This window comes from Streptomyces sp. NBC_00322 (assembly GCF_036147535.1).
In the GTDB taxonomy this organism is placed as follows: domain Bacteria; phylum Actinomycetota; class Actinomycetes; order Streptomycetales; family Streptomycetaceae; genus Streptomyces.
Window position 1 is genome coordinate 8,050,961 of the sequence record NZ_CP108019.1, and the last position, 14,091, is coordinate 8,065,051.

14 protein-coding genes are annotated in these 14,091 nt (G+C 69.9%); 10 read left to right on the forward strand and 4 right to left on the reverse strand.

Going from position 1 to position 14,091, the window contains the following annotated elements:
* Nucleotides 1-56 precede the first annotated feature (56 nt).
* Complete coding sequence (locus tag OG905_RS36710; protein WP_443044033.1) at nucleotides 57-2,258, reverse strand: FUSC family protein; 2,202 nt, start codon at nucleotides 2,256-2,258, stop codon at nucleotides 57-59.
* Complete coding sequence (locus OG905_RS36715) at nucleotides 2,255-2,428, reverse strand: hypothetical protein (RefSeq protein WP_328681325.1); 174 nt, start codon at nucleotides 2,426-2,428, stop codon at nucleotides 2,255-2,257. The genes OG905_RS36710 and OG905_RS36715 overlap by 4 nt, the downstream gene beginning before the upstream one ends.
* A gap of 252 nt (nucleotides 2,429-2,680) precedes the next feature.
* Between OG905_RS36715 and OG905_RS36720 the strand changes: the two genes are divergently transcribed.
* The 4 genes from OG905_RS36720 (at nucleotide 2,681) to OG905_RS36735 (ending at nucleotide 7,030) form a co-directional block, all read left to right on the forward strand.
* Nucleotides 2,681-3,247 (forward strand): hypothetical protein, encoded by a 567-nt coding sequence (locus OG905_RS36720; RefSeq protein WP_328681326.1) that lies wholly within the window; start codon nucleotides 2,681-2,683, stop codon nucleotides 3,245-3,247.
* 19 nt (nucleotides 3,248-3,266) lie between these two features.
* Nucleotides 3,267-4,163, forward strand: a complete 897-nt coding sequence (locus tag OG905_RS36725; RefSeq protein ID WP_328681328.1) for a DMT family transporter — start codon at nucleotides 3,267-3,269, stop codon at nucleotides 4,161-4,163.
* A 97-nt stretch (nucleotides 4,164-4,260) separates the two neighbouring features.
* Complete coding sequence (locus OG905_RS36730; protein ID WP_328681329.1) at nucleotides 4,261-6,663, forward strand: SpoIIE family protein phosphatase; 2,403 nt, start codon at nucleotides 4,261-4,263, stop codon at nucleotides 6,661-6,663.
* A 121-nt stretch (nucleotides 6,664-6,784) separates the two neighbouring features.
* On the forward strand, nucleotides 6,785-7,030 hold the full coding sequence (locus OG905_RS36735; protein WP_443044111.1) for a hypothetical protein: 246 nt from the start codon (nucleotides 6,785-6,787) through the stop codon (nucleotides 7,028-7,030).
* Nucleotides 7,031-7,087: 57 nt separating this feature from the next.
* Here OG905_RS36735 and OG905_RS36740 read toward each other — a convergent pair whose 3' ends face one another.
* Nucleotides 7,088-7,390, reverse strand: a complete 303-nt coding sequence (locus tag OG905_RS36740; RefSeq protein WP_328681332.1) for a dsRBD fold-containing protein — start codon at nucleotides 7,388-7,390, stop codon at nucleotides 7,088-7,090.
* A 227-nt stretch (nucleotides 7,391-7,617) separates the two neighbouring features.
* On the opposite strand from OG905_RS36740, the gene OG905_RS36745 reads away from it, so the two are divergent.
* From OG905_RS36745 to OG905_RS36770, 6 genes are all read left to right on the forward strand, one after another.
* Nucleotides 7,618-8,952, forward strand: a complete 1,335-nt coding sequence (locus OG905_RS36745; protein ID WP_328681333.1) for an ABC transporter substrate-binding protein — start codon at nucleotides 7,618-7,620, stop codon at nucleotides 8,950-8,952.
* Nucleotides 8,949-9,887 carry a carbohydrate ABC transporter permease gene (locus tag OG905_RS36750; RefSeq protein ID WP_328681335.1) on the forward strand — a complete coding sequence of 313 codons (939 nt, stop codon included), beginning with the start codon at nucleotides 8,949-8,951 and terminating at the stop codon, nucleotides 9,885-9,887. The genes OG905_RS36745 and OG905_RS36750 overlap by 4 nt, the downstream gene beginning before the upstream one ends.
* Nucleotides 9,887-10,720 (forward strand): carbohydrate ABC transporter permease, encoded by an 834-nt coding sequence (locus OG905_RS36755; protein WP_328681337.1) that lies wholly within the window; start codon nucleotides 9,887-9,889, stop codon nucleotides 10,718-10,720. The genes OG905_RS36750 and OG905_RS36755 overlap by 1 nt, the downstream gene beginning before the upstream one ends.
* Nucleotides 10,721-10,758: 38 nt before the next feature.
* Nucleotides 10,759-11,946, forward strand: coding sequence for an ABC transporter ATP-binding protein (locus tag OG905_RS36760; protein WP_328681340.1), 1,188 nt, complete (start codon nucleotides 10,759-10,761; stop codon nucleotides 11,944-11,946).
* A gap of 136 nt (nucleotides 11,947-12,082) precedes the next feature.
* Nucleotides 12,083-12,289, forward strand: coding sequence for a cold-shock protein (locus OG905_RS36765; RefSeq protein WP_328681341.1), 207 nt, complete (start codon nucleotides 12,083-12,085; stop codon nucleotides 12,287-12,289).
* Between the two features lie 88 nt (nucleotides 12,290-12,377).
* Nucleotides 12,378-12,887, forward strand: a complete 510-nt coding sequence (locus OG905_RS36770; protein ID WP_328681342.1) for a mycothiol transferase — start codon at nucleotides 12,378-12,380, stop codon at nucleotides 12,885-12,887.
* Nucleotides 12,888-12,959: 72 nt separating this feature from the next.
* On the opposite strand, the gene OG905_RS36775 is transcribed toward OG905_RS36770, so the two are convergent.
* Nucleotides 12,960-13,838, reverse strand: coding sequence for a trypsin-like serine protease (locus OG905_RS36775; protein WP_328681344.1), 879 nt, complete (start codon nucleotides 13,836-13,838; stop codon nucleotides 12,960-12,962).
* Nucleotides 13,839-14,091: the final 253 nt, after the last annotated feature.

The window sequence follows — 14,091 nt, forward strand, 5'->3', positions numbered from 1 at the left end:
GGCCGCCGCGAGGGCCCGGCGTCGGGACCGCTCGCCGTGCCTTCCCGCGCGGCACCTCACTTCCCGGGGGGCACCGAGCTCTCGATATGCGTGAGTTGGGCCACGAGGCTGCTCAGCCACTGCTCCAGGTCGATCAGCATCGGCAGGGGAGCGAAGCCCCGCACCCCGGGCGGCGGGTGGTACGTCACGGGGGCGAGCGGCCCTGGCGCCCGGTTCTCGTCGGCGCAGAGCGCGGCGATCCGGTCGGTGGCCCGGACGAGCTGTTCGGCGGTCGTACGAGCCCAAGCGGCGGCGTCCGGGGGAATGCCGGTCGGCGGCAGGTCGAAGCGGGGCAGCCAGTGGGCGCCGAGCAGCACATGGTTCGCCGTGATCAGTGCGGCGTGCCAGTCCATGGGATCGGCCGACGAATCGCCCGGTTCGCTCCGGAGTTGGAAGTACGCGGCCTCGGCGAGGCGGAGTCGGTGGACGACCGGGAAAGTGGGTGGTGCGTGCGCTGTTCCCGGCGGGGTGGCGAGCAGCACCCGCACCGTCCCGGTGATCAGCGGGCCGCAGGAGCGCAGCAGCTCGGACATGGTTCTTCGTACCTCGCGCCGGGCCCCGGCCGGCCAGGCGAGGAGCCCGCACAGCAGACCGATCGCGCTGCCCGTGACCACGTCCAGGATCCTGTCCTCGGCCAACTGCCAGGAGGCGGGGGCGATCTGGGCGAACGCGGCCGACACCACCAGCGTGAACAGGGCCTGCGCCCAGGCGATCCCGAAGAGCGGTCCGAGAGCGAAGGCGGCCAGCATGGCGGGCGCCAGCACCGCCGCGTACGCATCGGTGTGCCGTCCGACGACGAGCAGGAGCGTGCCGGCGGCGACCGCGCCGACGAGCGTGCCGATCAGCGCGGAACGCACGGCCGTCCAGGTGGCCCCGGCGGTCGTGCGGCCGAGGGTGAGCACGGCGAGCAGCACCCAGAAGCCGTGGGACAGGTCCAGCGATCCGGCGATCAGGCGGGCGGCGCCCAGCCCGAGCGCGGTCCGGGTGGCGTTCTGGAAGAGGACCGAACGCAGCGTCGTATGGCCGGCGAGGCGGCGCCACCACAGGTACGGGGTGCGAGCGTCGGCGTACCAGAAGAGTGCGTGCGGCTGGATCGGCGCAGTGCGCCTGCCGTCCAGCCCGACACGTACGGCGGTCTGCAGGATCCGCGCCGATTCGGCCACGCCCAGTACCCCGGCCTGGCGGCGCAGTGCGGGGACCGGCGGCGCGGTCTGCGGTGGCCGGGCAGCCCGTGCGACACGCAGCGCTTGGAAGCGCTGTATCGCCGTGTCCAGGGCGGGGGCGGCCGACCTCGGGGGCGGGTGGCCGGTGCGCAGGGCCTGTGCGGTGGAGGCGCAGTGCGCGGCGACGCGGGCGAGCATGTCGGCCGACGCGGCATCCGCCTCCGCGTCCCGGCCGTGCGGTGGGGCATCCGCCTCTGCCTCCGCGTCCCGGCCGGCCGACGGGGTTGCGCCGAGCTGTGCCAGTTCGTCGAGGAGTCTGCGCGCCGCGGCTCCGGCCTGGGCCAGGGCGCGGGCCGAGCGCCCGGCCCCGGCGGGCCGTTCGGCGGGTGGAAGTCGGGAGAGCCGCAGCCGCCGGCCGGTCGCCCGCAAGCGGTCCGCAGAGTCGCCGCCCTCTCCGGCCGCTGCCGCGGCCGCCGCGCGACCGGCGGTCGCGACGGCCTCCGTCAGGCTCTCCCGGTAGGAGACGGCCGGCGCCGCGGGCAGCAGGAAGACCTCGCACGCCGCGAGCAGCAGCACGCCCAGTGTGAGTCCGGCCAGCCGCGACCCCAGGGAGTCCGGTGCGTACGGCGGAAAGCAGGCCAGGATGTAGAAGAGCTGGAGCCCGGGTGCCGCTCCGGCCGGCCGGGGCCCCGCGACCGCCGCGAAGGCGAGAGCGAAGCCGACCACCAGCATCCCGAGAACCGCCGCCCAGGTTTCGACGGCCAGCACCGTGCCCAGAGCGACGAGCACCAGGCCGACCGGCAGCGCGCGCAGCATCACGGCCGCCCGCTGCCGCCCGGAGCCGGGGATGGGGGACAGTATCCCGAGTGCCACCGGTCCGAACAGGGCGTACAGGGCCGGCTCCGGCTGATTCACCCAGTACACGAAGGGATAGAACCCGGCGCACGAGGCCGTGGTCACCCGGACCGCCCGGTGCACGATTTCCGTACGGTCCGCCTTCCGCGCGACAGCGCGGTGGCGCCGCGAGTCCGCCTCGGCGGGGCGTGCCCGGCTCACGGCCGGATCTCACGGTTGCCGGGCCCCATGTCCGCGGGCGGCCGGGGTCCGTGCACGGACAGCGGCGGCACCTTGCCGTGGACGACGAGCCGCTGGCCCATACAGAACAGCGCGACCGTGGCCGCGACAGAGGCCCCCGTTCGCGCGGCCGATGACGACTCTGCGCGCATGGGCACGTTCCTCTCGGGCGACGCCGCCGCAGCGTCGCGAGTCGTTCGGGCATGCGCCCTTGATCCCTCGGGCCATTGTCGGCTCGGGGCCGCGGGTCCGCAGCCCGGGCCTGTACCGGTGCCGGTGCCGCGCGGCGGAGGATCGGCCGGATCGCGGGAGAGCGCCGGCCGGGGCCACCATGGCAGTGAGTGCACGGACCCGGCCCCGTGGCGCCGCGGGGCGCCGGACCCCTGCGTTACGTGGGAGGTCGTATGTCTGCCGAGCGTGCTGCCCCGCTGATCTGGAACACGATCGAGCGGTACTTCGCACTGCTCCAGGCCCATGTCCCGGCGGAGCGGATGCGAGACGAAATCCTCACCGACGACTTCCGTACGGGCTTCGTCAACGGGCTTATCCGGCAGGGCGATCAAGGGCTGCGGGACTTTCTCGAAGCCCGCGCGGAGTTCTTCGACGAATCCCACGTCGTGGAGCAGCTGTCCCGGCCCGAGCGGCTGCCCGGTGGCCGCTGGCGCGCCCATACCCGGCTGGAGTTCTTCCTGAGGCAGCGGCTCGAAGGATCGCCCGTGAGCGAGACGTTCACCGGAAAGGCCTTCCACGTCTGGGAGTTCGCCCCGATGCCCACGCTCGTAGACCCGCCGGGTGACGAGCCACCGGGTGACGAGCCGTCGGACGGCGGGCCGGACGGAGCGACGAGCGGAGCGTCGGACGTCGGCTGGCGGGTCGCGGCGCAACTGGTCGAAGGCTTCGCCGCCCTCGACGAGAACGCCAGACGGCTCTTCGCGCAGCCCTCCGCGGGACTGAACCTCGACGAACCCTGAGAGCGGGAGGCCGACCACCGTGCACCTCCTGCTGCCGGTCCTCTTCGCTCTCTGCGCGGCACTCAGCAACGCGGTCGCCACCGTGCTCCAGCGCAAGGCGGCCCTCACCGTGCCGCGCTCCGAGGGCCTGCGCGCGGGGCTGATGCTCGATCTGCTCAAGCACCGCGTCTGGCTGGCCGGAATCCTTGCCGTCATCGCGGCCGCCGTCTGCCAGGCGCTGGCCCTGGTGACCGGGCCACTGACGATCGTTCAGCCGCTGTTCGTCCTGGAACTGCCGCTCACCCTGATCGTCGCCTCGCTGCTGATGCGGCGGCACCTCCCGCGCGTCGGCTGGGTGGCAGTGACCGGTGTGGTGGCGGGTCTGGCCGTCGCCCTCGCCGCAGCGTCCCCCACGGGCAACCGCACCCACGTGGCGCTGGACCGCTGGGTCCCCGCGCTCGCGGCGTGCCTGGGACTTGTCGTCATCCTCGCCCTGGCGGCACTCAAACGCCCCGAGGGCCGGTCACGCGCCGCCTGCTTCGGCGCGGCGACCGCCATCAGCTACGCGCTCACCGCGGCTCTCATGAAGGCGGCGATGCACATCCTGGACGACGAGGGGATCGTGGCGTTCTTCACCGCATGGCAGACCTACGCCTTCGCGGCGGTCGGCGGGGGAGCGCTCTTCCTGTTGGAGAACGCGATGCAGGCGGGCCCCCTGGTCGCCTCCCAGCCCGCACTGACCCTCGGCGACGCGACGGTGAGCCTGGCCCTCGGTATCACTCTGTACGAGGAACATGTCCGCTCCGGCTGGTGGCTGCTCCCGCAACTGCTCGGCCTCGTCATGATCGCCACGGGAGTCTTCGCGCTCTCCCGGATCCCGCTGACCCGGTCGGTGGTCTCTCCCGACGAGCCGCAGCGAGTCGGCGACGCGCCGTGAGCGCCCGCACATCAATGCGTACGGGAGCGCCCACCCGGTTGTGCCGGTCGCGGACAGGGCGGATTCTGGAGGCAATGAACCGGGCTGGTGTTGCGCTATGAGCGCATGGGGCGCGGCGAAGAGTGCCGATTTCCGTGGTCCGCTCGATGTCGCCAGGGCTGCCACGGTGGTTCTGGATGCCCAGGACACGGTCATCGGATGGAGCCGCACGGCCGAGGAACTCTTCGGATACGCCCAGGACGAGATCATCGGAAAGCCCCTGGACACCTTCCTGCCGCCCCGGCAGTCCTCCGGGCTCACTGCGGCCGACGAGCCGGGCTCGGCCCTGGGTGCCCCGCTGAGCGGCGGCGAAATCCGCGTCGCCGTGCACAGTGACGGCCGCTCGCTGCTCGTGGCCACAGCGGTGAGTTCCCTGCCCGGCACCGGCACGGCGGCCCATGTCCTCGTCGCGACGGCACTGGAGAGTCTGCGGCTGTGGGAGTCCCGGCTGGCGCTGCTGCACGGGCTGGCCACCCAGTCGCCCGTCGGCCTGGGCATCTATGACACCGACCTGCGGCTGACGTGGTGCAATGCCGCGTACGAGCGGGAGATCGGGCTGCCGTTCGCCGAGTTCCGCGGTCTGCGGGCCGATGAGCTGTACTCCGAGGGAAGCTTTATGACCGAGGGCTACCCGAACACCCTCGACTCGGTCATGAACCAGGTACTCGACACCGGAGAGCCGATCGTCGACCTGCACTTCCGTGGCCGGCCGCCCAGCGATCCAGACGTCGAGCACCTGTGGTCGTGCTCCTACTACCGGCTGCAGGACGCGGACGGGCATGTCTTCGGCGTCTGCGAGGACGCGTTCGACATCACCGATCGCTACGAGGCGCAGAAGCGGCTGGCCCTCCTCGTCGAAGCCGGCCGCGGAATCGGCACCGTCCTCGACGTGATGGTGACCGCGGAGGAGATCGCCGAGGTGGCGGTCCCGGAATTCGCCGACGCCGTCACGGTCGACCTCGTCGAGGAAGTGGTGGAGGGCGAGGCGCTGGGCGCCGGTGGCCCGGCTGGGGGCGCTCTCGTACGGGTCGCTTCGCGATCGGCCACGGCGACCGGAACGGGCGAGCAGGAGAAGCCGAATCCGCCTTCTCCTGTCGACTACCCCCCGGGTTCCCCGCAGCTGCGCAGCCTCTCCTCGGGCGGGCTCGTGCTCGCGGACGACACCCTGGTCGTTCCGTTGCGGGCCGGGGGCAGCCCGCTGGGACTGGTCACTTTCCGGCGGGCACCGTCGGCCACCTTCGACAACGGCGAGATAGCTCTCGCCGACGAACTGGCGGGCCGTACAGCGGTGTCCATCGACAACGCGCGACGCTACTCCCGTGAACGTGCGGCCTCACTCGCCCTTCAGCGCCAACTGCTGCCCCGCCACCTGCCGCAGCAGACAGCGGTCGACCTTGCCTACCGCTATCTGCCCACCGACGACGTGACAGGGGTGGGCGGCGACTGGTTCGACGTCATCGCACTGTCCGGAACCCGGGTCGGGCTCGTCGTGGGCGACGTGGTCGGCCATGGCCTGCAGGCGGCGGCGACCATGGGCCGGCTGCGCACGACCGTACGCGCGCTCGCCCAACTGGACTTGTCCCCCGACGAGTTGCTCACCCGGCTCGACGATCTGGTGGGCCAGTCGGCGGAGGATCTGATGGACGCGGTGGGTCCGCCCATCGAGCCGCGCGAGGACGATGCCACCGGGGCGACCTGTCTCTACGCCGTCTACGATCCGGTCTCGCGACGCTGCACCATGGCCCGGGCGGGGCATCTGCCACCGGCGGTCGTGGACCCCGAGGGCCGTCTGTCCTTTCCGGACCTCCCGGCCGGTCCGCCGCTGGGGCTCGGCGGTCTGCCGTTCGAGTCGAAGGAGCTCGACCTGCCGGTGGGCAGTCTCATAGCCCTGTTCACCGACGGCCTGGTCGAAACCCGCGGCCGCGACATCGATCAGGGCCTCAACACCCTGGGGCGAGTGCTCGGCGAGCGCGGCAGGTCGCTGGAAGAGCTGTGCGACCGCACTCTGTCGGAACTCCTGCCGTACGGTACGACCGCCGACGACACGGCACTGCTGCTCGTACGTACCCGGGAACTCGACCCCGGACAGGTGGCCCACTGGGAACTGCCCGCGGAACCGGTCGCGGTGGGCCATGCCAGGGAACTGGCTACCGGTCAGCTGCGCGAATGGGACCTGGAAGAGCTGACGTTCTCGACCGAACTCGTCGTGAGCGAGCTGGTCACCAACGCCGTCAGGCATGCCGCGGGGCCGTTGCAGCTGCGCCTCATCCGTGACCGCACGCTCCTGTGCGAGGTCGCGGACGCCGGCCACACCTCGCCACATCTGCGCCACAGCGAGGAGGAGGACGAAGGCGGGCGTGGTCTGTTCATCGTCGCGCAGCTGGTTCACCGATGGGGCACCCGTTACACGGAATCCGGGAAGACGATCTGGACGGAACAGGTCTTCCCCTCGGCGGAATGACAGTCCGGCGACGGCAGCCCGGACGTCGCGGTCAGGCGACCGTGACGGGCAGGGCGACGCCGTCGGCGCACTGGCCGGGCTGGTGCGCGCACACGTGCCGGAACTCGGCGACGACGACGCGATGCGCTTTGCGGGCGCCACCGTCATGGTGGCCGGAGCCGTGTGGACCCACTCCCAGCCGTCCGCCGCGATGCTGGACGCCTGCAAGGCCGACCCCTCGCCGGCGTCCATGCCGTTTCGACGTCACCGCGATGCTGCGCGAAACGCTCGAAGTGCTGCTCACGGGGTCCTGCACCCTAGGTTGACGGCCGTGACTGTGTTCGATGATTCGGAGCGCCGGACCTGGGCGGGGCGGGCCGAGGCGTAGAGACCGAGTTCGACGCCGTCGTGGGCAACTTAGTGGTCTCGGGGCAGCGCTGTCGATCTATGTCACCGCGTCCGACCAGCCGTACGGCGGCCCCGTGCGCCCCGTCCCCGGACCCGCGCCCACTGCCTCCAGGTCCCGGTCCGCCGCCCGCATCAGCCTCCCGGCGATGTCCCGCATGGCCCGGCTCGCCGCGAGTTCGTCGCCGATCGCCGGCACGTCCACGTCCTGGGGGTTGCAGTGGGCCACCCCGTGGCCGGTGAGCGTGGTGGTGCCCGTGTCCAGCACCGCGCGCGCCTTCGTCTTGCCGTCCTCCTCGGACAGATAGACGCTGATCTTCCACTCCAGTGTCCGATGAGTCATCGCGCACCTCCTCGCCCGCGGCCGCAGGAGCCGCCGCGACGCAGTCCTGCCTTCAGGATCCACCCGCCAGTTCCCGGTCGCGCGCCGCCCCCCTGGCCATACGGGGGATCTCCGTCCACGACACGCCGCGTCGCGCCTGGCAACGGCAGGTGAGCGGCTACCTTCGCCCGACGAAGGCGCTGCGCGGGGTGACCAGGCACCCGGTGACCGCCGGGTCCGGGAGGTGAATGGTGGGGCGCACGAACGGACAGGCCCGTCCGGTACGGGTGCGCGGCAAAGCATCGCCGCGAACCGCCGGCCGTCGTGCCGCGCAACGGCTGCGGTGCCTCGCCGCGCTGTCGCTGCTGGCCGGGCTGCTGACGTCCTGCGGCTCAGAGGAATCCGGCGGCCCGGTCCGCCTGAACTGGTACAACTTCCCCGACGACTCGGGCGCCCTGGCCAGTGCGGCGAGCAACTGCAGCCGCTCTTCGGGCGGGCGGTACAGCATCTCGTACAACAAGCTCCCGCGCGCCGCGGACGGCCAGCGTCAGCAGCTCGTCCGCCGGCTCGCCGCCGAGGACAGCGCCATGGACATCCTGGGCCTCGATGTCACCTGGGCCGCGGAGTTCGCCGAGGCCAAGTGGATCCTGCCGTGGACAGGCGCCAATCGCCGCAAGGCCACCGCGGGCACGCTCGCAGTGCCGCTGCAGACGGCGACGTGGAAGGGCAGGCTGTACGCCGTCCCGTACAACACCAACACCCAGTTGCTGTGGTACCGGAGCGATCTCGTGCCCAAGCCCCCCACGACCTGGGCGGAGATGCTGGCCATGGCCCGCGTCCTCGCGAAGCAGGGCAAGCCCCACTTCGTGGAGATCCAGGGTGCCCAGTACGAGGGTCTGACGGTCTGGTTCAACACGCTCGTGGAGAGCGCGGGCGGCTCGATCCTGAACCGTACGGCCACCGCACCCTCGCTCGGCCCGCCCGCGGTCCGGGCGGCCACGATCATGCACGACCTGGCGACCTCGCCCGCCGCGGACCCCTCTCTGTCCAACCAGATGGAGGACCAGAACCGGCTGGCCATGGAGTCGGGAACCGCCGCCTTCGAGCTGAACTACCCGTTCGTCTATCCCTCGATGAAGGCGAACCAGCCCAAGCTCTTCAAGAGTTTCCGCTGGGCACCGTACCCCGGAGTGGACCCCGGCCGGCCGGCGAAGCCGACCATCGGCGGCATCGACCTCGCCATCGGCGCCTATTCGAACCACCCGGACCTCGCGTTCGAGGCGGCCCTGTGCCTGCGCAATCGTCAGAACCAGATGGCCGCGGCGATCGAGGGCGGACTTCCGCCCACCCTGCGCTCGCTCTACTCCGACAAGGCGTTGATCAAGAGCTACCCGTTCGCCGCCGACGTGCTCTCGGCCCTGGAGAACGCGAGCACCCGCCCTCAGACCCCCGCCTACCAGAACGTGTCCATCGCGATCTCGCACACGCTCTCCCCGCCCTCGGCGATCAATCCCCGAAGCGATGTCGATGAAATCGGCAGTCAGATCGAGGACGCCCTCGAGTCAAAGGGGCTGATCCCGTGAACACCCCGACCTCCGCTACGGCTACGGCTCCGGCCCCCGGCACGGCCGAGGCACTGTCCGAGGGCGCACGGCAGGAACGACGGCTGGGCTGGCTGCTGTGCGCGCCCGCGGTCGTCGTCATGCTCGCCGTCACGGCTTACCCCATCGGCTACGCGATCTATCTGTCCCTGCAGCGCTACGACCTGCGCTTCCCGAACCAGGCGAAGTGGGTGGGCCTGAGCAACTACGGGGCCGTGCTCTCCTCCGACTTCTGGTGGGAGGCGTTCTGGGTCACGCTGTTCATCACCGCCGTCTCGGTGGCCGTGGAACTCGTCCTCGGCTTCGCGCTGGCCCTGGTCATGCACCGCGCCATCTTCGGCAGAGGGACCGTGCGTACCGCGATCCTCGTCCCGTACGGCATCGTCACGGTCGTCGCCGCCTACTCGTGGCAGTACGCGTGGACTCCGGACACCGGCTACCTCGCCGCGCTGCTTCCGTCGGGTGAAGCCCCGCTGACCGAGCAGTGGCCGGCCATCGGGATCATCATCCTCGCCGAGGTCTGGAAGACCACCCCCTTCATGGCCCTGCTCCTGCTGGCCGGACTCGCCCTGGTGCCGGAGGAGACGCTGCGCGCCGCCATGGTCGACGGTGCGTCCTCCTGGCAGCGTTTTATTCTGGTTACGGTGCCGTTGATGAAGCCGGCCATCCTGGTCGCCCTGTTGTTCCGCACCCTGGACGCCTTCCGGATCTTCGACAACATCTACATCCTGACCTCGGGTGCTCATGGCACAGGATCGGTGTCGATTCTCGGCTACGACAACCTGTTCACGTCACTCAACCTCGGCATCGGATCGGCAATCTCCGTGCTCATCTTCATCTGCGTCGGCCTGATCGCCTTCGGCTTCATCAAACTCTTCGGGGCTGCCGCCCCCGGTTCAGAGGAGGCAGGACGCTGATGGCCAGCGCAGGCAAGAGGCACATCACCGGCTGGGCCATCACCAACATCGTGGTGATCGCCTACGCACTGTTCCCGGTCTGGTGGATCGCGGCTCTGTCGTTCAAGGACCCCAGCACCCTCACCGACGGCAACTTCGTCCCCGACAAGTGGACGTGGGAGAACTACAGCGGCATCTTCGACACCTCGGAGTTCACCCGTGCCCTGATCAACTCGATCGGTATCGCCCTGATCTCCACGGTGATCGCCGTGGTGCTCGGCACCATGGCCGCCTATGCCGTGGCGAGGCTTCGCTTCCCCGGCAAGAAGCTGCTGATCGGTATGTCCCTGTTGATCGCGATGTTCCCGCCGATCTCCCTGGTGTCCCCGCTGTTCAACATCGAGCGCATCATCGGGATCTTCGACACCTGGGTGGGGCTGATCATCCCGTACATGACCTTCTCCCTGCCGCTCGCGATCTACACCCTCTCGGCGTTCTTCCGGGAGATCCCCTGGGATCTGGAGAAGGCGGCCAAGGTCGACGGGGCAACTGCGGCCCAGGCCTTCCGGCTGGTGATCGCACCCCTGGCAGCGCCGGGCGTGTTCACCACCGCGATCCTCGTCTTCATCTTCTGCTGGAACGACTTCCTGTTCGCCATCTCCCTGACCTCGACGACCGCGGCCCGCACCGTGCCGGCGGCGCTCGCCTTCTTCACCGGGAGCAGCGCGTTCCAGCAGCCCACCGGTTCGATCGCCGCCGCCGCGGTGGTAATCACCATTCCGATCATCGTCTTCGTGCTGCTGTTCCAGCGGCGCATCGTCGCCGGACTGACGTCCGGGGCCGTCAAGGGCTGACCGGCAGCAGCCGATCGTCAGGACAAGGAGCACCGACCGTGGCCGAGATTGTTCTCGAGGGCATCACCAAGAGGTATCCCGACGGCGCCCTGGCCGTGCGGGACGTCAACCTCACCGTGGCAGACGGGGAGTTCGTCATCCTGGTCGGTCCCTCCGGTTGCGGCAAGTCCACGACCCTCAACATGATCGCCGGGCTGGAGGACATCACCGACGGCACCCTGCGCATCGGCGACCAGGTGGTCAACGACAAGGCGCCCAAGGACCGCGACATCGCGATGGTCTTCCAGAGTTACGCCCTCTATCCGCACATGACCGTGCGCGACAACATGGGCTTCGCTCTGCGCCTGGCCAAGGTCGACAAGGCCACCATCAAGAGCAAGGTGGAGGAGGCCGCCCAGATCCTCGACCTGACGGAACATCTGGACCGGAAACCGGCGAACCTCTCAGGTGGCCAGCGACAGCGTGTCGCCATGGGCCGCGCCATCGTCCGCAGTCCCAAGGCGTTCTTGATGGACGAGCCGCTGTCCAACCTCGACGCGAAGCTCCGGGTGCAGATGCGCACCCAGATCTCGCGCCTCCAGCAGCGTCTGGCCACCACCACCGTCTACGTGACCCACGACCAGACCGAGGCCATGACCCTCGGGGACCGAGTGGTCGTCATGCGCAGCGGGGTCGTCCAGCAGGTCGGCACCCCGCAGCACCTCTACGACGCCCCGCGCAACCTGTTCGTCGCGGGGTTCATCGGCTCACCCGCCATGAACTTCATCCACGCCACGCTGGAGGAGAACAGGATGCAGACCGCCATCGGTGACCTTCCGGTGAACGACGAGATCCGTCGCAGTCTGGAGCGCCAGAACGCACCGCGCGACCTCATCGTCGGGCTGCGGCCCGAAGCGTTCGAGGACGCCTCGCTGGTGGATCCGGACCGGGAAGGGACGCGGTTCACCGTGACCGTGGAAGTGATCGAGTCCCTCGGCTCGGATGTCTACGCCTACGTCACCGAGGAGGGCTGGGAGCCGACCATGACCTCGGAACTCGAGGAGCTGGCAGCCGACTCCGGCCAGAAGGAGACCGGAGCCGAAGCAAACAAGATCGTCACCCGGCTCGACGCGTCCACGCGCATCACCGAGGGGGGCCGGGCCGAACTGTGGGTGGACACCTCACGCATGCATGTCTTCGACCCGCGCACCGGTGTCAACCTCACCCACCCGGAGAACAGCGGCTGAGCCTTTCGGAATTGCCAGCGTGTCATGGCGCGCCTGGCACCGGCCGGATGGGGAACATTTGAGGACCACAGTCGCCATGGGGCTGCGGTCGGCACGTCAAGGACATGCCGTGGCAAGCGAACAAGGAATGTGACCAATGGCAACTGGCAGGGTGAAGTGGTTCAACGCGGACAAGGGCTTCGGTTTCATCGAGCAGGACGACGGCGGCCCTGATGTCTTCGTCCACTTCTCGGCCATCCAGACCACCGGCTTCAAGCAGCTGGATGAGGGAGACAAGGTCGAGTACGAGGTCACGCAGGGCCCCAAGGGCCCCCAGGCGGAAAGCGTCGTCCCGCTGACCTAGCCCGCCCCCCACACGACTGAGACACGCTCTGCCCACCGGGTGACCCCGAGGGCAGAGCGTGTCTGCTTCAGCGACCAAGGATCAGTGCATGAACAGCTCAGATTTGCTGGCAGATGCGTTCGAGCGCATCCGGGAAGCGGTACACGGTGCCGTCGAGGGGCTTTCGCCGGACGATCTCAATGCCCGGCTGGACCCCGACGCGAACTCGATCGCCTGGCTCGTGTGGCATCTTTCGCGCATCCAGGACGACCACGTGGCCGACGCGGCCGCGGTCGAGCAGGTGTGGTTCTCACAGAAGTGGGCGGACCGTTTCGAGCTGCCCTTCGCGAGGGGAGCGACCGGCTTCGGCCACACCAGCAAGCAGGTCGCCGCGGTACGGGTCGCGTCCGGCGAGCTGCTGCTCGGCTACTTCGACGCCGTCCACGAGCAGACCGTGCGATTCGTCGCCGGCCTCGACGACGCGGCACTCGACAGCGTCGTGGACGAGTCCTGGTCCCCGCCGGTCACCCTGGGCGTCCGACTGGTCAGCGTCATCGCCGATGATCTGCAGCACGTCGGCCAGGCGGCTTTCGTCCGGGGCGCACTGGAACGGCGGTAGCCGGAACACCGAGGACTGCGGTGCCGCCGGGTCCCCGACCCGGCGGCACCTGTGGAGCATGTGCGGCAGCTTCTACGGCAGCTTCGCGAAGGGGGAGAGGAAGGCGCGGGCCCCTGGGGTGTCCAGGCGGTACGCGACGTTCGTGGCGTAGCACGGTGTGTCGCCCGTGATCGTGGTGGCGACCAGGGTGATCTTCCCGCCCAGCGTGGCGAAGTTGGGGCCGCCGGAGTCGCCGTAGCACGCGCCGCCGTTGCCCTGCGGTGCGGTCATCGCGAGGCGTACCCAGGCGTTGTTGAGCGCGTCGAAGGTGACCGGGGCCTTCATCCGTACACCGCCGCCGGGATGGGTCTGGCCGCCCGGGCCTCGCTGGGCCTCCTGCGTCCCGTAACCGGCCACGAAGAACGAGGTGTCGTTGAGCCCCTGCGGCCCCAGCGCACCCAGTGCCCCGGCCTTGGGAAGCGTGGCCGGGGTGAACGTCCAGCGCGCCTTGACCTGGGCGGCGGGCAGTTCGATCACCGAGATGTCGTGCGAGTCCGAGGCAGGGCCCGGGTATGCGGGGTGGGTGTGGGCCGTGCCCTGGACGGCGACTGCCTTCGCCACGGCCGCCGGGTCGCCGGGGTGCGCGGCGGAGGCCTTGTCGAGTGCGCCCTGTACATCCTGGTCGAGGGAGACGTAGAACTTCACGTTCGCCGGCCAGTCGGTGGTGCAGTGTGCGGCGGTCAGGAAGGTGTCCGCGTCGATCATGGTGCCCGAGCAGACCCAGTCGACCCGGTCGGGGGTCGCGGGGTTGTCGTCGTTGTCCCAGGTGGCGACGAGCGCACCGACTTCGGTGCGCTCCGGCGCGGGCGTCGCGTTGTACGAGTTGATCGCGGAGGACGGCAGAGCGGCGCCGAACACCAGGGCGCAGGCCGCGGCGGTGACGGTACTCAGGCGTACTGGAACGGCAGTCAAGAGAAGCCCTTCGGTGTGAGGGAACTGGGGTTCTCCTGTGGGGGTGCTCGACAGTGAAGCGTGCGGGTGACCGGTGCGGCAAGAGTGCCGGGAATCCTTGGCTGTTGCTTGACGGATCTCCTGTTGCGTACGGGGTGTCGCAGCAAGGTTTGCGCTGGACCGGCCCGGGCCCCGCGGGACATTGCCCTGACGGGTGCCAGGTCCTCCACTCCTTGCCCTTGACGTGATGCCGTGGGCTCGGTACGTACATGCC

What these genes read in the sequence shown, in the direction of transcription:
- OG905_RS36715 (WP_328681325.1), bottom strand. Translation starts at nt 2,428, where the DNA reads ATGCGCGCAGAGTCGTCATCGGCCGCGCGAACGGGGGCCTCTGTCGCG.
- OG905_RS36720 (WP_328681326.1), top strand. Translation starts at nt 2,681, where the DNA reads ATGTCTGCCGAGCGTGCTGCCCCGCTGATCTGGAACACGATCGAGCGG.
- OG905_RS36730 (WP_328681329.1), top strand. Translation starts at nt 4,261, where the DNA reads ATGAGCGCATGGGGCGCGGCGAAGAGTGCCGATTTCCGTGGTCCGCTC.
- OG905_RS36735 (WP_443044111.1), top strand. Translation starts at nt 6,785, where the DNA reads ATGCGCTTTGCGGGCGCCACCGTCATGGTGGCCGGAGCCGTGTGGACC.
- OG905_RS36740 (WP_328681332.1), bottom strand. Translation starts at nt 7,390, where the DNA reads ATGACTCATCGGACACTGGAGTGGAAGATCAGCGTCTATCTGTCCGAG.
- OG905_RS36745 (WP_328681333.1), top strand. Translation starts at nt 7,618, where the DNA reads ATGGTGGGGCGCACGAACGGACAGGCCCGTCCGGTACGGGTGCGCGGC.
- OG905_RS36755 (WP_328681337.1), top strand. Translation starts at nt 9,887, where the DNA reads ATGGCCAGCGCAGGCAAGAGGCACATCACCGGCTGGGCCATCACCAAC.
- OG905_RS36765 (WP_328681341.1), top strand. Translation starts at nt 12,083, where the DNA reads ATGGCAACTGGCAGGGTGAAGTGGTTCAACGCGGACAAGGGCTTCGGT.
- OG905_RS36770 (WP_328681342.1), top strand. Translation starts at nt 12,378, where the DNA reads ATGAACAGCTCAGATTTGCTGGCAGATGCGTTCGAGCGCATCCGGGAA.